The sequence below is a fragment of the Albibacillus kandeliae genome (assembly GCF_003116585.1).
Classification (GTDB): domain Bacteria; phylum Pseudomonadota; class Alphaproteobacteria; order Rhodobacterales; family Rhodobacteraceae; genus Albibacillus; species Albibacillus kandeliae.
On the sequence record NZ_QEHM01000008.1, the window covers coordinates 167,522 to 190,590 of the forward strand.

Annotated in this window: 23 protein-coding genes; 6 read left to right on the forward strand and 17 right to left on the reverse strand. The window is 65.3% G+C overall.

The window, feature by feature from the left end; all coding sequences use genetic code 11:
- The first annotated feature begins 42 nt into the window (after window positions 1-42).
- Window positions 43-1,233 (forward strand): LysM peptidoglycan-binding domain-containing M23 family metallopeptidase, encoded by a 1,191-nt coding sequence (locus tag DDT93_RS18615; RefSeq protein ID WP_109467381.1) that lies wholly within the window; start codon window positions 43-45, stop codon window positions 1,231-1,233.
- Between the two features lie 139 nt (window positions 1,234-1,372).
- Here the strand turns inward: DDT93_RS18615 and DDT93_RS18620 are convergent, their stop codons facing one another.
- Genes DDT93_RS18620 through DDT93_RS18635 form a run of 4 tightly spaced genes read right to left on the reverse strand, consistent with a single transcriptional unit; the run spans window position 1,373 to window position 3,836 of the window.
- Window positions 1,373-2,239 carry an ATP-binding protein gene (locus tag DDT93_RS18620; protein ID WP_109467382.1) on the reverse strand — a complete coding sequence of 289 codons (867 nt, stop codon included), beginning with the start codon at window positions 2,237-2,239 and terminating at the stop codon, window positions 1,373-1,375.
- Entirely contained in the window at window positions 2,239-3,132 is an 894-nt protein-coding gene (gene tatC, locus DDT93_RS18625; protein ID WP_109467383.1) for a twin-arginine translocase subunit TatC, read from the reverse strand. The genes DDT93_RS18620 and tatC overlap by 1 nt, the downstream gene beginning before the upstream one ends.
- On the reverse strand, window positions 3,129-3,614 hold the full coding sequence (gene tatB, locus DDT93_RS18630) for a Sec-independent protein translocase protein TatB (RefSeq protein ID WP_109467384.1): 486 nt from the start codon (window positions 3,612-3,614) through the stop codon (window positions 3,129-3,131). Before tatB ends, tatC begins: the two co-directional genes overlap by 4 nt.
- 6 nt (window positions 3,615-3,620) lie before the next feature.
- The gene (locus DDT93_RS18635) at window positions 3,621-3,836 is read right to left on the reverse strand and encodes a twin-arginine translocase TatA/TatE family subunit (RefSeq protein WP_109467385.1); all 216 of its coding nucleotides are present in this window, start codon (window positions 3,834-3,836) and stop codon (window positions 3,621-3,623) included.
- A 231-nt stretch (window positions 3,837-4,067) separates the two neighbouring features.
- Between DDT93_RS18635 and DDT93_RS18640 the strand changes: the two genes are divergently transcribed.
- On the forward strand, window positions 4,068-4,727 hold the full coding sequence (locus DDT93_RS18640) for a helix-turn-helix transcriptional regulator (RefSeq protein ID WP_109467386.1): 660 nt from the start codon (window positions 4,068-4,070) through the stop codon (window positions 4,725-4,727).
- Window positions 4,728-4,736: 9 nt separating this feature from the next.
- On the opposite strand, the gene DDT93_RS18645 is transcribed toward DDT93_RS18640, so the two are convergent.
- Both DDT93_RS18645 and DDT93_RS18650 read right to left on the reverse strand, forming a co-directional pair.
- Window positions 4,737-5,828, reverse strand: coding sequence for an ABC transporter ATP-binding protein (locus tag DDT93_RS18645; RefSeq protein ID WP_232825503.1), 1,092 nt, complete (start codon window positions 5,826-5,828; stop codon window positions 4,737-4,739).
- Window positions 5,829-5,945: 117 nt separating this feature from the next.
- Window positions 5,946-6,725 carry an SDR family oxidoreductase gene (locus tag DDT93_RS18650; protein ID WP_109467387.1) on the reverse strand — a complete coding sequence of 260 codons (780 nt, stop codon included), beginning with the start codon at window positions 6,723-6,725 and terminating at the stop codon, window positions 5,946-5,948.
- Window positions 6,726-6,891: 166 nt separating this feature from the next.
- On the opposite strand from DDT93_RS18650, the gene DDT93_RS18655 reads away from it, so the two are divergent.
- Entirely contained in the window at window positions 6,892-7,899 is a 1,008-nt protein-coding gene (locus tag DDT93_RS18655; protein ID WP_109467559.1) for a Hint domain-containing protein, read from the forward strand.
- Between the two features lie 15 nt (window positions 7,900-7,914).
- On the opposite strand, the gene DDT93_RS18660 is transcribed toward DDT93_RS18655, so the two are convergent.
- Complete coding sequence (locus tag DDT93_RS18660) at window positions 7,915-8,277, reverse strand: nuclear transport factor 2 family protein (protein WP_109467388.1); 363 nt, start codon at window positions 8,275-8,277, stop codon at window positions 7,915-7,917.
- 186 nt (window positions 8,278-8,463) lie between these two features.
- On the opposite strand from DDT93_RS18660, the gene DDT93_RS18665 reads away from it, so the two are divergent.
- The 3 genes from DDT93_RS18665 to DDT93_RS18675 all read left to right on the forward strand — a co-directional run bounded on the left by DDT93_RS18665 (window position 8,464) and on the right by DDT93_RS18675 (window position 12,773).
- Window positions 8,464-10,071 (forward strand): peptide chain release factor 3, encoded by a 1,608-nt coding sequence (locus tag DDT93_RS18665; RefSeq protein ID WP_109467389.1) that lies wholly within the window; start codon window positions 8,464-8,466, stop codon window positions 10,069-10,071.
- A gap of 15 nt (window positions 10,072-10,086) precedes the next feature.
- Entirely contained in the window at window positions 10,087-11,064 is a 978-nt protein-coding gene (locus DDT93_RS18670; protein WP_109467390.1) for a glycosyltransferase family 2 protein, read from the forward strand.
- A gap of 230 nt (window positions 11,065-11,294) precedes the next feature.
- A complete protein-coding gene (locus DDT93_RS18675) occupies window positions 11,295-12,773 on the forward strand; it encodes a DEAD/DEAH box helicase (protein ID WP_109467391.1) in 1,479 nt (492 codons plus the stop codon).
- A gap of 55 nt (window positions 12,774-12,828) precedes the next feature.
- Here the strand turns inward: DDT93_RS18675 and DDT93_RS18680 are convergent, their stop codons facing one another.
- The 10 genes from DDT93_RS18680 to DDT93_RS18720 all read right to left on the reverse strand — a co-directional run bounded on the left by DDT93_RS18680 (window position 12,829) and on the right by DDT93_RS18720 (window position 22,978).
- Window positions 12,829-13,254: an OsmC family protein gene (locus DDT93_RS18680; protein ID WP_109467392.1), complete on the reverse strand. Its 426-nt coding sequence runs from the start codon at window positions 13,252-13,254 to the stop codon at window positions 12,829-12,831.
- A gap of 93 nt (window positions 13,255-13,347) precedes the next feature.
- Window positions 13,348-15,015, reverse strand: coding sequence for a ribonuclease J (locus DDT93_RS18685; RefSeq protein WP_109467393.1), 1,668 nt, complete (start codon window positions 15,013-15,015; stop codon window positions 13,348-13,350).
- 4 nt (window positions 15,016-15,019) lie between these two features.
- Window positions 15,020-15,793 (reverse strand): type III pantothenate kinase, encoded by a 774-nt coding sequence (locus DDT93_RS18690; RefSeq protein ID WP_109467394.1) that lies wholly within the window; start codon window positions 15,791-15,793, stop codon window positions 15,020-15,022.
- A gap of 15 nt (window positions 15,794-15,808) precedes the next feature.
- Window positions 15,809-16,558 carry a biotin--[acetyl-CoA-carboxylase] ligase gene (locus tag DDT93_RS18695; RefSeq protein WP_109467560.1) on the reverse strand — a complete coding sequence of 250 codons (750 nt, stop codon included), beginning with the start codon at window positions 16,556-16,558 and terminating at the stop codon, window positions 15,809-15,811.
- Between the two features lie 64 nt (window positions 16,559-16,622).
- The gene (gene nuoN, locus DDT93_RS18700; RefSeq protein ID WP_109467395.1) at window positions 16,623-18,062 is read right to left on the reverse strand and encodes an NADH-quinone oxidoreductase subunit NuoN; all 1,440 of its coding nucleotides are present in this window, start codon (window positions 18,060-18,062) and stop codon (window positions 16,623-16,625) included.
- 13 nt (window positions 18,063-18,075) lie between these two features.
- Window positions 18,076-19,617: an NADH-quinone oxidoreductase subunit M gene (locus tag DDT93_RS18705; protein WP_109467396.1), complete on the reverse strand. Its 1,542-nt coding sequence runs from the start codon at window positions 19,615-19,617 to the stop codon at window positions 18,076-18,078.
- Window positions 19,617-21,776 (reverse strand): NADH-quinone oxidoreductase subunit L, encoded by a 2,160-nt coding sequence (nuoL, locus tag DDT93_RS18710; RefSeq protein WP_109467397.1) that lies wholly within the window; start codon window positions 21,774-21,776, stop codon window positions 19,617-19,619. The genes DDT93_RS18705 and nuoL overlap by 1 nt, the downstream gene beginning before the upstream one ends.
- A gap of 4 nt (window positions 21,777-21,780) precedes the next feature.
- Entirely contained in the window at window positions 21,781-22,086 is a 306-nt protein-coding gene (gene nuoK, locus DDT93_RS18715) for an NADH-quinone oxidoreductase subunit NuoK (protein ID WP_109467398.1), read from the reverse strand.
- Between the two features lie 114 nt (window positions 22,087-22,200).
- Window positions 22,201-22,383: a hypothetical protein gene (locus DDT93_RS26550; RefSeq protein WP_157960228.1), complete on the reverse strand. Its 183-nt coding sequence runs from the start codon at window positions 22,381-22,383 to the stop codon at window positions 22,201-22,203.
- Between the two features lie 58 nt (window positions 22,384-22,441).
- Window positions 22,442-22,978: a hypothetical protein gene (locus DDT93_RS18720; protein WP_109467399.1), complete on the reverse strand. Its 537-nt coding sequence runs from the start codon at window positions 22,976-22,978 to the stop codon at window positions 22,442-22,444.
- Window positions 22,979-23,069 lie beyond the last annotated feature (91 nt).

Genomic DNA, 23,069 nt, shown 5'->3' on the forward strand with positions numbered 1-23,069 from the left:
CACCGCCCGGCACAACGGGAGGGGCGTATTGAGGATATCGAGATGAAAATGCCCGCTGGACCCTTTTCCATCCGCGCTATCGCAGCCCTGTCTGTCCTGGCGCTGACAGCCGCCTGTGACGAGCCGCTGGACTTTGACATGCGCGGCAAGGTCGGCGCCTTCTCGACCGCGTCTGCGGCGCAGCAGGCGGTCGGGGCGCGGCCCCAGCCCGATGATCGCGGCGTGATCTCCTACCCGAATTACCAGGTGGTCGTGGCCCGGCGCGGCGATACGGTCAGCGACGTGGCAAACCGCATCGGCCTGCCCTCCTCCGACCTTGCGCGCTACAACGGCCTGACACCGGGCGACCCGCTGCGCGAAGGCGAGGTGATCGCCCTGCCGCGCCGAGTGGCCGAACCCTCGGCGGCAACCGGGGTCGACATCGCCTCGCTCGCCGGGAGCGCCATCGACGCCTCTCCCGACACCACCCCCTCGGTCAGCACCGCGACCCTGCCGCCCGCCAGCAGCAGCAGCGCCGCCCGCCCCGCGCCTGCGCCGGTCGCCACCGCCTCGCCCGAGCCGGTGCGGCACAAGGTGGTCCGGGGCGAGACCGCCTATACCGTCGCGCGCCTCTACGACGTGCCGATCAAGTCGCTGGCGGAATGGAACGGGCTCGGCTCGGACTTCACCATCCGCGAGGGCCAGTACCTGCTGATCCCGGTCGCGGGCGCCGCCGCCCCTGCCCGTACGGTCCAGACCGCCGCTGCGGTGACCGAACCCGGCCAGGGCAGCCCGACCCCGGTGCCGCCGAGCGCCAGCAAGCCGCTGCCGGACGAGAAGGTTGCCGCGCGCACCGACGAGGTGGCGCAGGAGGTCTCCGTCGGCAAGCCGACGGCAACCAGCTCGGCGCAGATGGATTTCCCGGTGAAGGGTAAGATCATCCGCACCTACACCAAGGGCAAGAACGAAGGCATCGACATCGCCGCATCGCCGGGTGCCGCGGTGACCGCCGCCAAGGACGGCAGCGTGGCCGCGATCACCTCCAGCGCCGACCAGGTGCCGATCGTCGTGGTGCGCCATGCCGACAACCTGTTGACGGTCTATGCCAACGTCGAGAACATCAAGGTCAAGAAAGGCGATCCGGTCTCGCGCGGTCAGCAGATCGCCCAGCTGCGCGGCGGCTCGAACTCCTATGTTCACTTCGAGGTCCGCAACGGCTTTGACAGTGTGAACCCGATGCCCTACCTCGAATAGGGCTTTGCCCGCACCGGAATGCGAAAAGGACCGGCGCCCATCACGGGCGCCGGTCCTTTCTTTTGCGGGTCTCAGGGGGCTCTGCCCCCGGCCTTCGGCCTCCCCCCGGGATATTTGGACCCCAAAGAAGTTGGGGCGGTCAGCCGATGCGGATGCCGTGGCGCCCGGCGAGGTCGGTGAAGAACTGCCAGGCGACGCGGCCCGAACGGGCACCGCGGGTGGCCTGCCACTCGATCGCCTCGGCGCGCAGCGTGTCGGGATCGACGCTGACACCGTAGGAGGCGCAGTAGCGGTCGATCATCGCAAGGTATTCATCCTGGCTGCAGGGGTGGAAGCCGAGCCAGAGACCGAAGCGATCGCTGAGCGACACCTTCTCCTCCACCGCCTCGGAGGGGTTGATGGCGCTGGAGCGTTCGTTCTCGATCATGTCGCGCGGCATCAGGTGGCGCCGGTTGGAAGTGGCATAGAGCACCACGTTGGCCGGCCGCCCCTCGATTCCGCCGTCCAGCACCGCCTTGAGCGACTTGTAGTGCTGGTCGTCATGCGAGAAGGACAGGTCATCGCAGAACAGGATGAACCGCTCTGCCGCGCCGCGCAGATGGCCCAGCAGGCGCCCCACCGACGGCAGGTCCTCGCGCTGGAGTTCGATCAGCTTGAGGCTTTCGTGCTCTGCCTGAACCTCGGCGTGTATCGCCTTGACAAGGCTTGACTTTCCCATTCCGCGCGCGCCCCAGAGAAGCGCGTTGTTGGCGGCGAACCCCTCGGCGAAGCGCCGGGTATTGGCCAGCAGCGTGTCGCGCGAGCGGTCGATGCCCACCAGCAGGTCCAGCCCGATGCGGTTGACGGAAGGCACAGGCTCGAGGCGGTCCGGCTCCACATGCCAGACGAAGGCCGGGGCGCCGGCGAAATCCGGTGCGGGCAGCGGCGCGGGCGCGATGCGCTCGAGGGCTGCCGCGATCCGGTCCAGCGAGGGGGTGAGGGTTTCGGGATGGCTGTCGTCGCGCATCACCGGCCCTCCTCCATGCCCTCGGCAGGCTCGTCCGTCAGCGGATCCTCGTCCGCGTCCTCGTCATAGTACCCGTCGGCCCGGAGCTGTGCCTCCCGCTTGCGCTCGACCCGGCGCACCAGGAGGATGGAGATCTCGTAGAGGCCGTAGACCACGGTGAACAGGATCACCTGGGTGATCACGTCGGGCGGCGTCACCAGCGCGGCCAGCACGAGGATGGCGACGACCGCGTACTTGCGCACCCCGCCGAGCCCCGAGGCGCTGACCAGCCCGGCCTTGCCCATCAGGGTCAGCAGCACGGGAAGCTGGAAGCAGAGACCGAAGGCGACGATGAACTTGATCGTCAGGCTGAGGTATTCCTGCGCCGAACCCTGGAAGGCGATGCCCGCGACGCCTGTCGCCTCTGCCCCGCCGTTCAGCACCGAGCCCGGTTGCTGGAAGCCGAGGAAGAAGTCGAAGGCCATCGGCGTGACCACGTAGAAGGCGAAGGTCGCGCCGAGGAAGAACATGAAGGGGGAGGCCACGAGGAAGGGCAGAAACGCGCCTTTCTCGGACTTGTAGAGCCCCGGCGCCACGAAGCGCCACATCTGGTAGCTGATGTAGGGGAAGGACAGCACCAGCCCGCCAAGGAGCGAGATGGAGATGGCCACGAAGAAGCCTTCCTGAAGCTTGATCAGGATCAGGCCGCAATCGCCCGTCTGCCCGCGCGCTGCCATGGCATGGCAGAGCGGCTGGGTCAGGAAGTTGAAGATCGGGTTCCAGACGGCGAAACAGATCACCATGCCGATGATGAAGGCCACCACCGAATGGATCAGACGCGTACGGAGCTCGGCGAGATGTTCGATCAGCGGTGCGGCGGAATCGTCGATCTCGTCCTCGGCGGTTTGACTCATGCTTTATTCCCGGATTCTTCGCCTTCGGGCGCGTCTGGCGCAGCCAGTGCAGCCTCGGCCTCTTCGGCCTTGGCCAGCGCCTCGGCCGCTTCCCTCGCCTTGCGTTCGGCGGCGGCGCGGGCGGTGGCGGCCTGTATCTTCTTGGCGTCCGCGGCCCGCTCCTTGGCCAGCTTGGCCGTCTCGGTGCCGGAGCCGAACTTGTTCGGGTCAAAGCTCTTGGTCACGTCGCGCGCGGCGTCGCGCACCCCGTCCATGGCCGAGGCCAGCGGGTTCGTCGCCGTCTTGAACCCCTTGGCGATGTCATTCACCCCGGATTCGTCGGCGGCATCGTTCATTGCCTTGGTGAACTCGCGGGCCATGCCGCGGGCCTTGCCGACGAAGCGTCCGACATTGCGGAACAGCACCGGCAGATCCTTGGGCCCCACGACGATCAGCGCGACGACGCCGATCACCAGGAGCTCGCTCCAACCCATGTCGAACATTTGCGGTTACGCCTTGTCCTTCTCGGTTTCGGGCGTGATGTCCTTGGCGGAGGCAGCGGTGTCCTCCTCAAGTTCCTTCGTTCCGTCGCTCACGCCTTTCTTGAACGCGGTGATGCCCTTGCCCACCTCGCCCATCAGCGAGCTGATCTTGCCGCGCCCGAAAAGCACGAGCACCACGACGGCGATCAGCAGAAGCCCCGGGAGACCGATATTGTTCAGCATTGTCGATTCCTCTTGTCTCGAATGTTCCGTGTCCGGTTCCCGCGCGATGAGGTGCGGGACGGTTCGCCGCGTTTCTAAGCAGCGCGTCGGGCGGACGGAAGCGGCAAAGGCCACCCGAGGCCTCGTTCCGGGGGCGCAAAGCGGTGCGCTGCGTGGCCCCGCGCCACAACTGACAGGTTTTTGGCAGTTTCAGTGGACATTTCCCGGCCGCCGTGATGGACTCCGCCAGTCATGACCCGATCCGATCGCCTGTTCCGCCTGCTCCAGTTGCTGCACGATGGCCAGAGCCACCGTGCCGAGGATCTCGCCGTCGCGCTCGGCGTGTCCCAGCGCAGCATCTACCGTGACATGGAAACTCTGGCGGCCGCCGGGCAGCCGGTGACTGGCACGCGGGGCACCGGCTATCGTCTGACGGACCACGTGGCCCTGCCGCCCCTGCTGCTGAGCGCGGCGGAGGTCGAGGCGCTGAACCTCGGCATCGCCATCGTGGCCGAATCCGCCGACCCGGGCCTCAGCGCCGCAGCGAATGCGCTGGCCGACAAGATCGACGCGGCGTTGCCACAGTCCGCCACTGCCCCATCCGACGGCTGGAAGAGCGCCACCCTGCCCGCCGCCAGCGCCGCCCGCGGATTCTCGCACCTGCCGGTGCTGCGCGCCGCCATCGGTGCCCGGCAGAAGCTGCGGGTCGTACTGGCGGACAGCCCGGCAGCGCGCGTTCTGCGTCCGCTCAGGCTGGAGAACTGGGGGCGGAGCTGGATCCTGACCGGATGGTGCGAAACCACGGGGGGTTTTGCCGAACTGCGGACCGACATGATCGCCGAGGCGGAACCGCTGCCGGTGCTCTTTGCCGATGAGCCCGGCAAGGCACTGGCGGATTTCGCCCGCGCCTGACCGGCGCTGTCAGTGGCTGGCGGGGAATACGAAACAGCGGTCGCGGCGCACTGTCAGCCACATGACCTTGCCCGGGTTCGGCAGGAAGACGTTGGGGACCGTCGCCTTCAGGACCGATCCGTCGAAATCCATCCGGAATTCGACCAGAGACTCGTGGCCGAGGAAACGGGCCCGTTCGACGACGCCGCGCGCGGCCACGCCCTCGGAGGGGGTCGGAAGCGGGCCGGAGCCGTTGCGGTCGAAGTCGATGCGGACGTGCTGGGGCCGGAACACGATATCGACGACGGTTCCGTCGGCCACTCCGGGCGCCAGGAACTGGCCGAAGGGAGTCTTGGCCAGCGCGCCGTTGACCTCGGCGCGCAGCACATTGGCCTCGCTGAAGAAGCTGACCGCCGCGCGGTCGACCGGGCGGGTATAGACATTGTAGGGCGCGCCCAACTGCACGATCTTGCCCTTGCGCATCAGCGCGATCTCGTCGGCCATGCGCATGGCCTCCTCCGGCTCGTGTGTGACGAGCAGGACGGCGGTGTCTTCTTCCTTGAGCACGCTCAGGGTCTCGTCGCGAATGCCGTCGCGCAGACGGTTGTCTAGGCCCGAGAAGGGCTCGTCCATCAGCATGATCTTGGGCCGCGGGGCCAGCGCCCGCGCCAGTGCCACGCGCTGCTGCTCGCCGCCGGAGAGCTCGTGGGGGTAGCTGTCGATATGGCGCAGCAGGTCCACCCGTTCGAGCAGTTGCACCACGCGGGCGCGCTTTTCCTCGCGGGTGGCGCCCTTGAGGCCGAAGGAGACGTTCTCGGAAACACTGAGATGGGGGAACAGGGCGAAGTCCTGGAACATCAGGCCGATGCCCCGGCGCTCGGGCGGGACCCGGTAGACGGTGTCGCAGACCAGCTTGCCGTCGACCCAGATTTCGCCCGCGTCCTGCATCTCGACCCCGGCGATGATGCGCAGGGTTGTCGACTTGCCGCAGCCCGAGGGGCCGAGCAGGCAGGTCACCTGCCCCGGCATGATCGTCAGGGTGACGTCATCCACCACGGCCCGCCCGTCGTAGCTGCGGACGAGGTTGCGGATTTCCAGTCGTGGCTTCGGGAGGGTCTGCACGCCTGCCTCATAAGGTTCCGACGGATTTCATCGGGTATCGGCGGCAGATAGCAACCGAACCCGGGGCACGCAAGAACCGGCAACGCCGCAGGCTGCGGCGCGGCCGGTTCCGGTGGATCACATCGTCAGGTTCGTTGCACCGCCGTCAACCAGCAGGTTCTGCCCGATGATGAAGCCCGCGTGTTGCGAACAGAGGAAGGCGCAGGCCGCGCCGAACTCCTGCCGCGTGCCGTAGCGGCGGGCGGGGATCGAAGCCTCGCGCCGGGCGCGCACCGCCTCGGGAGTCATGTTCTCGGCCCGGCTGGCGCCACCGTCGAGCGCCACGGCGCGGTCGGTGTCATGGATGCCCGGCAGCAGGTTGTTGATGGCGACGCCAAAGGGCGCGACCTGCCGCGAGGTGCCGGCGACATAGCCGGTCAGCCCGGTGCGGGCGGAGTTCGAAAGGCCAAGAACGCCGATGGGCGCGCGTACGGACTGGCTGGTGATGTTCACCACGCGGCCCCAGCCCTTGTCGATCATGCCCGGCAGCAGCGCCTTCATGAAGGCGATGGGCGTCAGCATGTTGGCATCCAGCGCCTTGATGAAATCCTCGCGCTCCCAGTCGCTCCACTTGCCCGGAGGGGGGCCACCCGCGTTGGTGACGAGGATCTCGACCCCTTCGGCGGCCTTCAGGACTTCGGCCTGACCTTCGGGCGTGGTCACGTCGCAGGCAACCGTCGTGACGGTCACGCCGTATTCCTTGCGGATCGCCTCGGCCGAGGCTTCCAGCGCCTCTGCGCCGCGCGCGTTCATCACCAGATCCACGCCTGCGGCGGCCAGCGCCTCGGCGCAGCCCAGCCCCAATCCCTTGCTGCTGGCACAGACCAGAGCGCGTTTCCCACCAATTCCAAGGTCCATCGTCTTACCTTCCGTTGACTTTCCCCCTGACCTATCGCCGCCTAAGGGAGATTGCCAGCATTTCACCGGGCGATTGACCCCTTGGCGCCACAATCCTAGGCTATTTCCGTCGGCAGCGGGCAACCCTCGCCCATCAACAACCGACGGTAAACCATTGGCAATTCACGTGAGCCTGTCCGTTCCAGTCCAGCATCTCCTCGTCTACCGGGCCGATGGATTCCGGGTAACGGAGGGCGCGAACCTGGGCGATGCCATCTCGGTTGGCGACGATCTGGTGCCAAACGACATCTACGTCCTGTCGCCCACGGCCACGCGGCACCGACTGGCGCTGCATGTCCACGGCGACGCACGGATCGAGGTCGCGCCCGAGAGCGAACTGGGCACGTCCGGTGCGGCGCTGCACCTGGACTGCGCCGTTCAGCTCATGTCGCCGGAGGGCGAGTTGGTCGAGGCGCTGGTGCTGGTGGAGGTGGACGCCGACAGCACGATTGCAGAGATCTTCCTGCTGCCGCTGTCGCAGCTCGACGCCGGCCTCGACTATCAACTGGTCGACGTCAACCGCGACCGCGCCCAGAGGAAATTCGCGCTGGTCGCCTGCGTTTCCTTCTCGCGCGGAACACGGATCACCCTCGCCTCGGGCGCACAGTGCCCCATCGAGGACCTGAAGGTCGGCGACCGCGTCCTGACCCGGGACCACGGCGCGCAGGAAGTCCGCTGGATCGGCCAGTCGACCGTGCGCGCGACGGGTGATTTCGCTCCCATCGTCATCAAGGCCGGCACCCTGAACAACGAGGGCGACCTCGTGGTCAGCCCCGACCACCGGCTGTTCGTCTACCAGCGCAGCGACCGGATTGGCGCGGGTCAGCGCGAGCTGCTGGTCAAGGCGCGCCACCTGGTCAACGGCCAGTCGGTCTATGTCATGCAGGGCGGTTTCGTGGACTACTTCCAGATCTTGTTCGACCGCCACCACATCATCTACGCCGAGGGCATCGCCGCCGAGTCGCTGCTGGTGGAGCCGCGCACGCGGCCCGCCCTGCCGCGCGACCTGCTGGAAAAGCTGTCGGACATCCTGCCCCACCACGGGGGCCGCGGCGATCACGGTCTGGAGGTTCAGAAGATCCTGCTCGACCGGCCAGACGCCATCGAGCTGCTGCGCCGCGCCTCGCAGAAATAGACGCGGCGCCGGTGCTCAGTAGAAGAACTCTTCCCTGACGATCTTGCCGTCCGCCACATGGTAGACGGCGACCTCCTTCATCGCGAAGGGCTTGCCCGTCGCCTTTTCCTTGCCGGAGGCTTCGAAGATCACGGCGAAGCGGTCGTCGCCATGCATCATGGGATCGCTGACCGATCCACCCGTGGTCTCCATGTTGCTGTCCCACCAGTCGTGCTTGCCCTTGATCGCGGCAAGGCCCGAGGCGGTTCGGCCATCGCCGCTCATGGCCACGGATTCGACCGAGACCGCGTTGGCCGAATACAGGCGGTCGAGGTTTTCGGCGGCCTTGCCATCGCGGCAGCCCTTGACCAGTTCCTGTGCAATTTCCTTAACGTCCATGATCTCTCTCCCAAGCAAATGTTCACTTTATGTTCCCATCCATTGCATGACGGCTCGATTCGTTAAAGCCCGATTAACGCAAGAAGGCCCAATGAGCTGCGCGCCGCTGACGATCACGCATCCTGAAGGGAGCCGGGGACCTTGTATTTCTTGCGCTGAGACGAAAGCCTGAATATACGCGCGCTCATGCTCGATACCGCTCAAAATCGCCCCGAACTGCCCGCCGAGATCGCCCGGCGGAGGACCTTTGCCATCATCTCTCACCCGGATGCCGGGAAGACGACCCTGACGGAAAAGTTCCTGCTCTACGGCGGCGCCATCCAGATGGCTGGACAGGTCCGCGCCAAGGGCGAGGCGCGGCGGACGCGGTCGGACTTCATGCAGATGGAAAAGGACCGGGGCATCTCGGTTTCGGCCTCGGCGATGTCGTTCGACTACGACAAGTACCGCTTCAACCTTGTCGATACGCCCGGCCACTCGGACTTTTCCGAGGACACCTACCGCACGCTGACTGCGGTGGACGCGGCGATCATGGTGATCGACGGCGCGAAAGGCGTGGAAAGCCAGACGCAGAAGCTGTTCGAGGTCTGCCGCCTGCGCGACCTGCCGATCCTGACCTTCTGTAACAAGATGGACCGCGAGAGCCGGGATACCTTCGAGATCATCGACGAGATCCAGGAAAACCTTGCCATCGACGTGACCCCGGCCTCCTGGCCGATCGGGATGGGGCGCGACTTCATCGGCTGCTACGACATCCTGCGCGACCGGCTGGAACTGATGGACCGCGCCGACCGCAACAAGGTGGCCGAGAGCATCAAGATCGAGGGTCTGGACGACCCGAAGCTGGCCGATCACGTGCCCGCCGCCCAGCTGGAGAAGCTGCGCGAAGACCTCGAAATGGCGCGCGAGCTGCTGCCGCCGCTGGACCCCAAGGCGATGCTCGAAGGGACGCTGACGCCGATCTGGTTCGGCTCGGCGATCAACTCCTTCGGGGTCAAGGAACTGATGGACGGCATCGCGACCTACGGGCCGCAGCCCCAGATTCAATCGGCAGAACCGAGGCAGATTCTTCCTGAGGAAACAAAGGTTTCCGGCTTCGTCTTTAAGGTTCAGGCGAACATGGATCCCAAGCACCGCGACCGCGTTGCCTTTGTCCGCATGGCCTCGGGTCACTTCAAGCGCGGCATGAAGCTGACCCATGTCCGGACGAAGAAACCGATGGCGATTTCCAACCCGGTGATGTTCCTCGCCTCAGACCGGGAACTGGCCGAGGAAGCCTGGGCCGGCGATATCATCGGTATTCCGAACCACGGTCAGCTGCGCATTGGCGACACCCTGACCGAGGGCGAGGAAATCCGGGTCACCGGCATCCCCTCCTTCGCGCCGGAACTGCTGCAGGGCGTCCGCGCGGGCGACCCGATGAAGGCCAAGCACCTTGAAAAGGCGCTGATGCAGTTCGCCGAGGAAGGCGCCGCCAAGGTGTTCAAGCCCTCCATCGGTTCGGGCTTTGTCGTCGGCGTGGTGGGCCAGCTTCAGTTCGAAGTGCTGGCGAGCCGGATCGAGCTGGAATACGGCCTGCCGGTGCGCTTCGAGCAATCGCAGTTCACCTCGGCACGCTGGGTCAGCGGCAACAAGCTGGCGGTGGACAAGTTCGTCAACGCCAACAAGCAGCACATCGCACATGACCACGACGGCGATATCGTCTACCTGACGCGCCTGCAGTGGGACATCGACCGCGTCGTGCGCGACTATCCAGACGTGACGCTGACCGCCACGAAAGAGATGATGGTTTGATCTCGGAGGGCCCGCATGGCTGACCAACGCCGCAGCGGGCCCACATGGGGCATCGTTTCGACCATCAAGGCCGAGACGCAGGACATCCTCGATTTCGCCGCCCATCATCTGGAGCTGGGCGCGCACCGCCTCTACATCTATCTCGACGCCCCGGACCCGCAGACCATCGCGGCCCTGAAACCGCACCCCAAGGTTCGGGTCATCGCCTGCGACCAGGCGCATTGGGCGAAACGGGGAAAGCGGCCTGACGCTCACCAGTCGCGCCAGACGCAGAACGCCACGCGGGCCTATCGGCGTCCCGCCGAGGTGGACTGGCTGGCCCATATCGACTGCGACGAATTCCTCCGGCCGGAGACCTCGGTGACCGAGGCGCTGGCCGCGCTGCCACCTGATATCAACGTGGCCCGGGTGCGTCCGTTGGAGGCCCTTGCCCCCACCGAGCCCGACCCACATGCCCCGGCGGTCTGCTTCAAGGGAATGCCCATCTTGCACGAGGCCCGCGGGACGGTCACGAGTGCGCTCTACCCCGAGTTCGCTGCGCTGATCGACGACGGGTTCCTGAGCCATGTCGCGGGCAAGCTCCTTGTCCGCACCGGGCTGCCGGGCCCCCGGTTCCGCATCCACAACTTTTCGAGCGACGGCGAAAAGAACCCCGGACAGGTCGAACTGGAGTCGGTCCCCCTGCTCCACCTGCACGCCGAGAGCTGGGAGGCGTGGCGCGCGCGCTTTGACTATCGCCATGCCCACGGCGCCTATCGCGCCAGCCTCGAGCGCAAGGGCCCGACTGGGCTGAACCTGCACGAATTCTTCTCGGCCCTGATCGAGAGCGAAGGCGAAGCGGGGCTGCGCCGCTTCTACGAGACACTCTTCAGAGCCACGCCGCAGCACTGCGCCGCGTTGCGCGAACTTGGGCTGCTGCGGATCGAGGACCTTGGCCTCGCGGCGAAGCGGAGTCGGCATTTTCCGCAGTGGGCGGGTGCCGACCGGAAATGAAACCAAAGAGAGCGTTGGCGCCTTAATGCACAACCCAGAATGGAAGATCGTTGCCGGACTGTGCCTTCCGGCCCCTCGGCTCACCTGAAATTGAATGGCGATTTGACCAGCAGCCACGTTTTTGTTAAGGGCACGCATCAAGCCGGTTCATCGAACCCCAGGGGCCATCCGGGCCCGGCTGTTCTTATACGTGCGGGCCGTGTGACAGTGTCCGCAAATAGCGGAAACACATGACCAAATTTACCGATCTGAACCTGAGCCCCAAGGTGTTGAAGGCCATTGAAGAGGCCGGATACGAAACGCCCACCCCGATTCAGGCTGGCGCCATCCCGCCTGCCCTCGAAGGACAGGACGTTCTGGGCATCGCGCAGACGGGCACGGGCAAGACGGCCAGTTTCACCCTGCCGATGATTACCCTGCTGGCGCGCGGACGCGCGCGGGCACGGATGCCGCGCAGCCTCGTGCTGTGCCCGACCCGCGAACTCGCTGCGCAGGTGGCCGAGAACTTCGACACCTACGCCAAGCACGTGAAGCTGACCAAGGCCCTGCTGATCGGCGGCGTCTCGTTCAATGAGCAGGACAAGCTGATCGACAAGGGCGTCGACGTGCTGATCGCCACCCCGGGCCGCCTGCTCGACCATTTCGAGCGCGGCAAGCTGATCCTGTCGGACGTCAAGATCATGGTGGTGGACGAAGCCGACCGCATGCTCGACATGGGCTTCATCCCCGACATCGAGCGCATCTTCGGCCTCACACCCTTTACCCGCCAGACCCTGTTCTTCTCGGCCACCATGGCGCCCGAGATCGAGCGGATCACCAACACCTTCCTCTCCGCCCCCGCGCGGATCGAGGTTGCCCGGCAGGCCACGACCTCCGAGAACATCACGCAAGGCGTGGTCATGTTCAAAGGGTCGCGCAAGGACCGCGAGGCGACCGAGAAGCGCGCCGTGCTGCGCGGGCTGATCGACGCCGAAGGCGACAAGTGCAAGAACGCGATCATCTTCTGCAACCGCAAGACGGACGTGGATATCGTCGCGAAATCGCTCAAGAAATACGGCTATGACGCGGCGCCGATCCACGGCGATCTGGACCAGTCGCACCGTACCCGCACGCTGGACCAGTTCCGCAGCGGCGATCTGCGGTTCCTCGTGGCCTCTGACGTGGCCGCGCGCGGACTCGACGTGCCCTCGGTCAGCCATGTGTTCAACTTCGACGTTCCCTCGCACGCCGAAGACTACGTGCACCGTATCGGCCGGACCGGCCGCGCCGGGCGCGAAGGCAGCGCGATGATGATCTGCGTGCCGCGCGACGAGAAGAACCTCGCCGACATCGAGCGGCTGGTGCAGAAGGAAATCCCGCGCATCGACAACCCGGTGGCGAGCGCCGCTCCGGTCGAGGACGAGGCCGACGGAGAGACCCGCGAGACTCGCAAGTCGTCGGGCCGCAGCCGCTCCTCCTCGCGGAAATCCGCACCGCGCGGCGAGACGGAAGCCACCGCCGCCGCCCCCGAGGCACCGGCACCCGAGAAGAGCTCGGGCAACCGCGAGCGTGGAGAGCGCGGCGATCGTGAGCGTGGGGAGCGCGGCGAACGCAACCGTGGCCGTGGCGAGCGTGGTGACCGCGATCGCGACAACAACAAGGTGGTCGGCATGGGCGATCACATGCCGAGCTTCATCGCTCTGAGTTTCGAGGAACGCCGCGCCAGCTGATCCTGGCCGCGATCCACAGAAAAACGGGCCCCTCGGGGCCCGTTTCTCGTTTTGGTTACACCACCTTGGCGTCCATCGTGATCTCGGCGTTCAACAGCTTCGAGATCGGGCAGTTCGCCTTGGCAAACTCGGCAGCCTTCAATACGTCCGCCTCGTCCGCCCCGGGGACCGAGACCTTCACGTCGAGGTGCACGGCGGTCACGGCGAATCCGCCGTCCTTCTGCTCCAGCGACACGGTGGCCTTGGTTTCGATGCTATCGGCTGTCATCCCGCCCTCGCCCAGAACGACGCTGAAGGCCATCGAGAAACAGCTCGCATGGGCGGCCCCGATCAGTTCCTCGGGGTTGGTGCCCTTGCCGCCCTCGAACCGGGTGTTGAACCCGTAAGGCTGGTCACTGAGGACGCCGCTCTCGGTCGAGACGGTGCCCTTGCCATCCTTGAGCCCGCCCGACCACTTGGCCGATCCGCTTTTCCTGATCATGTCCTTACTCCTCTCCTGTGCCGGTTCTCCGGCATGGATCGAGTCAACACATGAAGCGGGCAATGGTTGCCAGTGAAATCTTTGCGACAGTGATCAGCCCAGGCGGCTGATCACCACCGTCACTTCGGGTTTCTTGCCGATCTCGTTCTGGGTGGTCTGGCGCACGATGCGTCGCAGGCCCTCTTCCAGCGCGTCGTCGTCGGTAAGGGTCTTGTCGCCCGCCCGGCCCATGAACTGGCTCAGGTCCTCTTCCAGAATCTCCGCCAGTGGCGTGCGCGAGCTGCCGGTCTCGGCAAGGCCCATGATCTCGCACCAGGGTTCGCCCAGCGGTTCGTCGTCCTCGTCGAGGATGACCGAGACCATCACGTGCCCGTTCAGCGCCATGCGGATACGGTCGCGCACCACGCCGTCCAGCGCGCCGATCTGCACCGAGCCGTCCAGATAGGTGCGGCCCGTTTCGATATAGGCAGCCACTGTCGGGGCGTTGCCGGTCAGATCCATCATCATGCCGTTGACCACGACAGCCGATTGCAGGCCACCGGCTTCGGCCACGCGGGCGTGCTCGCGCAGGTGGCGGTGCTCGCCGTGCATCGGGATCAGCATCTGCGGTTTGACGATGGCATGCATGCGCTCGAGGTCGGGCCGGTTGGCGTGGCCAGATACGTGGTAGAGCCCGGTGCTGTCATCGACCACGTCGACGCCCTTTTCGGAGAAGGCGTTGATGATCCGGATCACCCCCTTCTCGTTGCCGGGGATCGTCTTGGACGAGAACAGGAACAGGTCGCCTTCCTGCAATTCCAGCCCGTTGTACTTACCGCGGGCCAGCTGGGCGCTGGCGGCACGCCGCTCGCCCTGGCTGCCGGTGACGATCAGCATCAGGTTCTGGCGCGGCATGTCCTGCGCGTCCTCGGCGCTGATCACCGTGGGGAAGTCAACAAGCACGCCGGTCTCGACCGCCGCCTCGATCATCCGCCGCATGGCGCGCCCCAGCAGGACGATGGACCGGCCGGCGCGATGCCCTGCCTCGGCCAGAGTCTTCACGCGGGCCACGTTGCTGGCAAAGGTCGTCGCCACCACCATGCCGGTGGCCGCCCCGACCAGTGCCTCGATGTTCGGGCCCACTTCGAGCTCGGAACGGCCCGGATTCGGCGAGAAGACGTTGGTGCTGTCGCAGATCAGCGCCCGGACACCGCCCTTGCTGACCTCGGCCCAAAGCTCGGGGTCAAAGGCCTCGCCCACCAGCGGGGTCGGGTCGAGCTTGAAGTCGCCGGAGTGGATCACCCGGCCCGCCGGCGTGTCGATGACCAGCGCCGCGCTCTCGGGGATCGAGTGGGAGATCGGCAGGAAGCCGACCTTGAAGGGACCGACCGTCACCTGTTCGGGCCAGGGGGAGGCCGTGGTGACGGTATCGTCGGGATAGCCGTACTCGGCCATCTTGCGCCGCGCGATATTGGCGGTGAAGGCGCGCGCGAAGATCGGCGCGCCAAGCGCTTCGTAGCTGTGGGCGACGGCGCCGACGTGGTCCTCGTGGGCATGGGTGATGAACACCGCTTCCAGACGGTCGGCGTTCTCCTCCAGCCATGTGGTGTCGGGCAGGATCAGATCGACCCCGGGCGTGCCGTCCATGTCCGGGAAGGCGACGCCGATGTCGACGAGGATCAGTCGTTCCTCGCCGGGCGCACCATAGCCGTAGACATAGGCGTTCATGCCGATTTCGCCCGCCCCGCCAAGGGGCAGGTAGATCAATCTCTCGCTGCTCATAAGATCAGGCGTTTTCCTTGTTGTACTCGTGAATCACGGTCAGGCCGTGCATGGTCAGGTCTTCTTCGAACAGGTCGAACAGGTCTTCACTCTGCTGGAACAGAGGGGCCAGACCGCCGGTGGCGATGACCTTCATGTCCCGGTCGCGCTCGGCCTTGATGCGCGTACAGATTTCGCGCACCAGACCGATGTAGCCCCAGAACACACCAGACTGCATACATGCAACCGTATTCGTACCCACGACGCGCTGAGGCTTGGCGATATCGACGTGCGGAAGGGCCGCCGCCGCCATATGAAGCGCCTCGAGGCTGAGATTCACGCCGGGAGCGATGACACCGCCGACATAGGCGCCATCCGCCGCGACCACGTCAAAGGTGGTTGCGGTGCCAAAATCGACGACGATCAGGTTGCCACCGTGACGGTCAAAGGCCCCGGCGGTGTTGACCAGACGGTCGGGCCCGACCTGCGTGCCCGCATCGACCCGCGGTTCGTGGGGCAGAAGGCATTCCGGCTTGCCCACCACCAGCGGACGGCAGTTGAAGAACCTGTCGGCAAAGACACGCAGGTTGAACACCACGCGCGGCACCGTGGAGGAGATGATCACATCGGTAATGTCGGGCTCGATCCCGTAGTGCTTCACCAGCGTCGAGAACCAGGTGAAATAGGCGTCTGCCGTCCGCGCATGGTGGGTCGAGGTGCGCAGGGTGCACAGGAACTCGGAGCCGTTCCAGATGGAGAACACGGTATTGGTATTGCCGCAGTCGATCGCGAGAAGCATGCGCGCGTGATCCCTTCAGAAATAGATCTCTGCCGCGGGCAGGCGAACGCGGCCTTCCGCCGTCTGTAGGACAAGATTGCCCTCGGCGTCCACCGTCTCGAAGATGCCCGTGGTTTCGGAGCGGGTGAGGCGCGCGGTGATCCGCTCGCCCAGTTTCGCCGCCCGCGCCAGCCAGCCGGTGCGGATCGGTTCGAAGCCGTAGGTGGTGAACTGCGTCTCGTAGCGCGCATAGGCGGCGGCGAGATGAGTCAGGAAGGTCTCGGGGTCGACCGATGAGCCGGTCTCCGACAGCAGCGAGACCGGGCGCACCGCTCCGGGCTCCACCGCGCCGCCGTCGGGAGCGGCGGCAAGGTTCACGCCGATGCCGATGGCAAGATAGCTGATGCCGCCCCCGCTCCCGGCGCTTTCCAGCAGGATGCCTGCCAGCTTGCCGCCGTTCAGCAGAACGTCATTGGGCCACTTCAGCGCAAAGGCCTCGGGCCTTGCGGTCAGGTCCACGCAGGCGTCGAACAGGGCCAGCGCGGCCACGAAGCTGCGCAAGGCGGCGCGCTCGGGGCCCTCCTGCGGTTTCAGGACGAGGGTGGCGGCCAGGTTGCCCTTGGGGTTGACCCATGCCCTGCCCCGGCGCCCGCGCGCGGCGGTCTGTTCATGGGCCAGGATCCAGACCGGCCCGGCCAGAGAGGGCGCGATCCGCGCGGCCTCGTTCAGGGTCGAGTCCACGCTCTCGAGAACATGCAGTCCATAGCCTCGGGGCCAGTCGGTCATGTTCATCTTCTTTCGAAAGAGACGTCCGCCGGAGGCATTACGCCCCCGGCCGGAACAACGAACCTCAGTGCAGGAGCGTCGCGGCCGCCGAGGCTGCCGCCCCTTCCACGCCGAACATGTTGATGACGCCGAAGAGCATCACCGCGGCCGAGGCCATCAGCATCACCCAGAGCACGGGCGAGGCATTGGTCTGCAGCTCCGAGCCTTCTTCGCCGAAGTACATGTAGTAGACGATCCGCAGGTAGTAGAAGGCCGAGATCACCGAGGCAATCACGCCCAGCACGGCCAGCCATGTCAGCCCGGCCGACACCGCTGCGTTCAGCACGTAGAACTTGGCGAAGAAGCCCAGCATCGGCGGCACGCCCGCGAGGCTGAACATCAGGACCAGCACCGCCAGCGCCCGTGCGGGCTCCTTGCGGGCATAGAGATTCAGTGCGTTGATGTCGGTCACCGGCGCGCCGTCGCGCTCCATCGAGAGGATGAAGGCGAAGGTGCCGACGTTCATCGTGACGTAGATGGCGAGGTAGACCAGCATCGCCTGCACGCCGAACTCGGTCCCGGCGGCGAGACCCATCAGGGCAAAGCCCATGTGGGTGATCGACGAGTAGGCCATCAGTCGCTTGATGTCGCGCTGGCCGATCGCGGCGACCGCGCCGAGGAACATCGAGGCGACCGCCAGCAGCGCAATGACCTGGCTCCAGTCCGCGACGTCGGCGCCGAAGGCGTCGAACAGCAGGCGGGCGAAGAGGCCCATCGCGGCCATCTTGGGCGCGGTGGCAAAAAAGGCGGTGACCGGGGTCGGCGAGCCTTCGTAGACGTCGGGCGTCCACATGTGGAACGGCACGGCAGAGACTTTGAAGGCAAGTCCGGAGATCAGGAAGATCAGGCCGAACAGCATGCCAAGCGACACGCTGCCCTCGGTCGCCGTCTGGATGATACCCGAGAACAGCGTGGTGCCGGAGTAGCCGTAGGTCAGCGAGGCCCCGTAGAGCAGCAGGCCCGACGACAGCGCGCCCAGCACGAAGTACTTCAGACCGGCCTCGGTCGACTTTACGCTGTCGCGGCGCAGCGAGGCGACCACGTAGAGCGAGAGCGACTGGAGTTCGAGACCCATGTAGAGCGACATCAGGTCACCGGCGGAGACCATGACCATCATCCCGATACAGGCGAGCACCACCAGCAGCGGGTATTCGAACCGCAGCAGGCCACGGCGCTGCATGTACTCCTGGCTCATCACCAGGACGGCGGCGGCCGAGAGCAGGATGGTCACCTTGGCAAAGCGCGAGAAGGCATCGTCGATGAACATGCCGTTGAAGGCAGGGTGGCTGCCCTCGCCGTTCATCCCGATCCATGCCGCGACCGCAGTCATGACAAGCGCCGTCACCCAGACGAGGCCAGGGGCCAGCTTGTCCTTGCTGGAGTAGACCGCCCCGATCAGTGCCAGCATGGCAAAGACCGCCAGCACGATTTCCGGCATGATGATGTTAAGATCGGACTGGATCACGTCCCGTCCCTCCTCAGTTCGATGCGTGCTGCGACGCGGCCTCGGCCGCCGCAACCGCGGTGTCATAGTGATCGACCAGCGCCGCGGTGGACGGGCCGATGATATCGGTGATCAGCGAGGGGTAGACGCCCAGCAGCAGTGTCATCACCACCAGCGGAGCGAAGATCGCGCGCTCGCGGGTGGTCATGTCGGTGATGGTCTTCAGGCTCTCCTTGATCAGGTCGCCAAAGACGACCCGACGATAGAGGAACAGCGCGTAGGCTGCCGAGAAGATCACCCCGGTGGTGGCGACTGCGGCAACCCAGGTGTTGACCTGGAAGGTGCCCATCAGCGTCAGGAATTCACCGACGAAGCCCGAGGTGCCCGGCAGGCCGACGTTGGCCATGGTGAACAGCATGAAGACAAGCGCATAGGCCGGCATCCGGTTCACGAGGCCGCCGTAGGCCTCGATGTCACGGGTGTGCATCCGGTCGTAGATCACGCCGACCGCAAGGAAGAGCGCGGCAGAGATGAAGCCGTGGCTCAGCATCTGGAAGATGGCGCCGTCGATGCCCTGCTGGTTGGCCGCGAAGATGCCCATGGTGACAAAGCCCATGTGCGCGACCGACGAGTAGGCGATCAGCTTCTTCATGTCTTCCTGCACCAGCGCGACGAGCGAGGTGTAGACGATGGCGATGGCAGACATCCAGAGGACCAGCGGGGTCAGAACGTCGCTGCCGACCGGGAACATCGGGAGCGAGAAGCGCAGGAAGCCGTAGCCGCCCATCTTCAGCAGGATCGCGGCCAGCACGACCGAACCGGCGGTCGGCGCCTGCACGTGCGCGTCCGGCAGCCAGGTGTGCACCGGCCACATCGGCATCTTCACAGCGAAGGAGGCGAAGAAGGCGAGGAACAGCAGCGTCTGCATGCCGCCGAGGATATGGACCCCGAACAGCGTGATCGTCTCGGACGCGAACTGGTGATCCATCAGTGCGACGATGTCGGTGGTGCCTGCGTCGGCGTACATCGCGATCATCGCCACCAGCATCAGCACCGAGCCGAGGAAGGTGTAGAGGAAGAACTTGAACGAGGCGTAGATGCGGTTGGCCCCGCCCCAGATCCCGATGATCAGGAACATCGGGATCAGCCCGGCCTCGAAGAACAGGTAGAACAGCACCAGGTCCAGCGCCATGAACACGCCGAGCATCAGTGTTTCGAGCACGAGGAAGGCGATCATGTATTCCTTGACCCGCGACTCGACGTTCCAGCTGGCCAGGATGGTCAGCGGCATGACGAAGGTGGTCAGCAGCACGAAGAGCACCGAGATGCCGTCCACGCCCATCTTGTACTTGAGCCCCATCAGCCACTCGCCCTCTTCCACCAGCTGGAAGCCGGGGTTGGAGGGATCGAACTGCGTATAGATGCCGATCGAGATCAGGAAGGTGATCGTCGTCGCCAACAGCGCTACCCACTTGGCATTGCGCTGCGCCGCCTTGTCCTCACCCCGCAGGAAGATCGCGAGGATCACCGCCGCCAGGGCGGGGAGGAAGGTGACAATCGAAAGAAGGTTATCCATTAGTTGCCGCCTCCGATCGACATCCAGGTGATGAGTGCGGCAATGCCAAGCACCATCCAGAAGGCATAGGTAAAGATGTATCCGGTCTGTGCCCGGCCCGCGAGGCGGGTGAAGAAGGGCACGATCCCCATGGCGACGCCGTTGAGAAAGCCGTCAATGACATTGCCGTCACCGCGTTTCCAGAACAGCTTGCCGATCAGGAAGGTCGGCTTGACGAAGACTACGTCGTAGATCTCGTCGAAGTACCACTTGTTCAGCAGGAACAGGTACAGCGGGCGCTGGCTCTCGGCCAGTCGCCGCGGCAGCGCCGGGTTCACGATGTAGAACAGGTAGGCGACGACGAAGCCAAGCGCCATGGCGATGAAGGGAGAGACCTTGACCCAGGCCGGAGCGGCGTGGGCGTTGTCGAGCACGTGGTTGTCGGGGCCGAAGTAGAGAGCCCCCTCGCCCGGCTGACCGGCAAAGCCCGCGTGGTGTTCGCCCGCGCCTTCGCCATGTGCCGCGGCTTCCCCGTGGCCGGCGTCTGCCGTTGCCTCGCCGTGGGTCTCCTCGGTGGCCGCGGCGTGATCGCCGGTGGCCTCTTCGGTCGCTTCCTCGGCATGGCCGGACTCTTCGTGCACCCCGGCCTCGGCCACGGGAATGCCGTAGAACTTGCCGATCTGGTCGGCGTGGCCGAAGAAGTTCGAGTACCAGACCATCCCGGCCAGCACCGCGCCGATGGACAGAACGCCCAGCGGGATCAGCATGACCATCGGGCTTTCGTGCGCGTGGTCGTGCGTGTGCTTGTCACCGCGCGGGGTGCCGTAGAAGGTCAGGAAGATCAGGCGCCAGGAGTAGAACGAGGTGAAGGCCGCCGCGATGACCAGCATCCAGAACCCGTAGGTCGACCCGCCGCCCCATGCGCTCTCGATGATGGCATCCTTGGACAGGAAGCCCGCAAAGCCGATGTGGGTCAGCGGAATGCCGACGCCGGTGATGGCCAGCGTGCCGATCATCATCGCCCAGAAGGTATAGGGGATCTTCTTCCGCAGGCCGCCGTAGTTGGTCATGTCCTGCTCGTGGTGCATCGCGTGGATGACCGAACCGGCCCCGAGGAACAGCAGCGCCTTGAAGAAGGCGTGGGTCAACAGGTGGAACATGGCCGCCGAGTACATGCCGACACCGGCGGCGACGAACATGTAGCCCAGCTGCGAACAGGTCGAATAGGCGATCACGCGCTTGATGTCGGTCTGCACCAGACCCACGGTGGCCGCGAAGAAGGCGGTGGTCGCACCGAGGAAGGTAATGAAGGCCGTCGCCTCGTGGGCGAATTCCATCAGCGGGGACATGCGGCAGACGAGGAACACGCCCGCGGTCACCATGGTCGCGGCGTGGATCAGGGCCGACACCGGGGTCGGGCCTTCCATCGCGTCGGGTAGCCAGGTGTGCAGCAGCAGCTGCGCCGACTTGCCCATCGCGCCGATGAACAGCAGCGTGGCAACCACGTTGGCCGCGTTCCACTCGCCCCAGAGGAAGCTGATCTGCGTTTCCGCGATAGTCGGCGCCTCGGCGAAGATGGTGTTGAAGTCGATCGAGTCCGTCAGGAAGAACAGGGCGAACATGCCCAGCGAGAAGCCGAAGTCTCCGACCCGGTTGACCACGAAAGCCTTGATCGCGGCGGCGTTGGCCGAGGGCTTGCGATAGTAGAAGCCGATCAGCAGGTACGAGGCCACGCCCACGCCTTCCCAGCCAAAGAACATCTGGACGAGGTTGTCGGCGGTCACGAGGCAGAGCATCGCGAAGGTGAAGAACGACAGGTAGGCAAAGAAGCGCGGCTTGTAGCTCTCGCCTTCCTTCCACTGCGGGTCATGCGCCATGTAGCCGAAGCTGTAGAGGTGCACGAGGCTCGAGACCGAAGTGATCACGATCAGCATGATCGCGGTCAGACGGTCGAGGCGGATGGACCATTCGGTCGCGAGGCTGCCGCTTTCGATAAAGCGCAGCACCGGGATGTGCTCGGTCACGCCGTCAAAGGAGAGGAAGACAATCCAGCTCAGCAGGCACGACAGGAACAAGAGGCCCGTCGCGATCCACTGCCCGGCGGTCTCGCCGATGAATTTCCAGCCGAACCCGCAGATCAGCGCGCCGACCAGAGGGGCGAAGAGGATGATGGTTTCCATTGGTTCAGCCCTTCATCACGTTGACGTCTTCCACGGCGATGGTGCCGCGGTTGCGGAAGAAGCAGACGAGAATGGCAAGGCCGATCGCCGCCTCTGCCGCGGCGACCGTCAGGACGAACAGGGTGAACACCTGTCCGACAAGATCGCCGAGGAAAGAGGAGAAGGCCACGAAGTTGATGTTCACCGACAGCAGGATCAGTTCGAGGCTCATCAGCAGGATGATGACGTTCTTCCGGTTCAGGAACAGGCCGAAGATGCCTATCACGAACAGCGTCGCCGCGACGGTAAGATAATGTTCAAGTCCGATCATGTCGTCCCTCGGTTTTCCGTGTCGGCCTGTGCCGGCCTTGTCTTGTATCGCCCCGGTCAGGCCGGGGCCTATTGGTTGCGCCCCACTCCGGGGCTTCGGGCGCCCGGCCCCGGCTCATGACCCGGGGGGCGTTCCGATTTTCGTCGGTGCAATCGCTTCGATCACACCCAGTCTCCGGCTGCGGCGGCGTTTCCAGACCCGGTAGACCGAGTAGCTGACCGCCGCCTTGGCTGCCCAAAACCCTGCAAACCCCGCAACGCCGATGGCGGCCACGTGGTCGTACAGGGAATGGATCACAGCCTGCACCCTGTCTCACCTCCGCAGCCCGCGGGCGAGGTATGTAAAGCGCCGCGCATCATGCGTTCGCCTCGAAACGCTTCTTGTCGCCGCGCAGATCGGGATAGAAGACCTTACAGCCACAGGTTTCGGTGTCAGAGACCCCTGCTCCCTTAAGCTTTGCACCAAGCTTCTGCGCCGTCTGTTCAAAGCTGCTTACCCAGGAGCCCGCCGGGGTCTCCTTGAGCCGTTCCAATTCCGCCTTGGTTTCGGTGGCGTAATTGTAGACGTCCTTGCCGTACTCATTCTGCTCCGCCATGCGAACTCGGGTCCACGCACCGGTTGCACAGTTCTGAAGTTTGACCTCGTCGGCGCCCCAGGCGTCTGATGGGTTATGATACCCCTTGTGCCCCGAATAGGTCAGCGTATGCCCTTCACCAAAGTCCTCGGGAAGGTCCGAGGAATGGTGGATATATGAGGCTCCGCAATCCTCCGCCGACAGCTGCGCCGCGCAGGCCACCAGAACGACGGGTGCCGCCAGACCAAAGGCCCGCAGCGATTGCTTAACAGACCAGACATGGTGCCCGGACGAGAGGTCAGCGCAAGTCTTGCTCATTGCTTTGCCCCCTCGGTCACGATTTCATTGCCCTCGTTCACCGGCGCCGGCAAACCGAAATCGACTTCGGCGACCGAACAGTCCGGGCGCA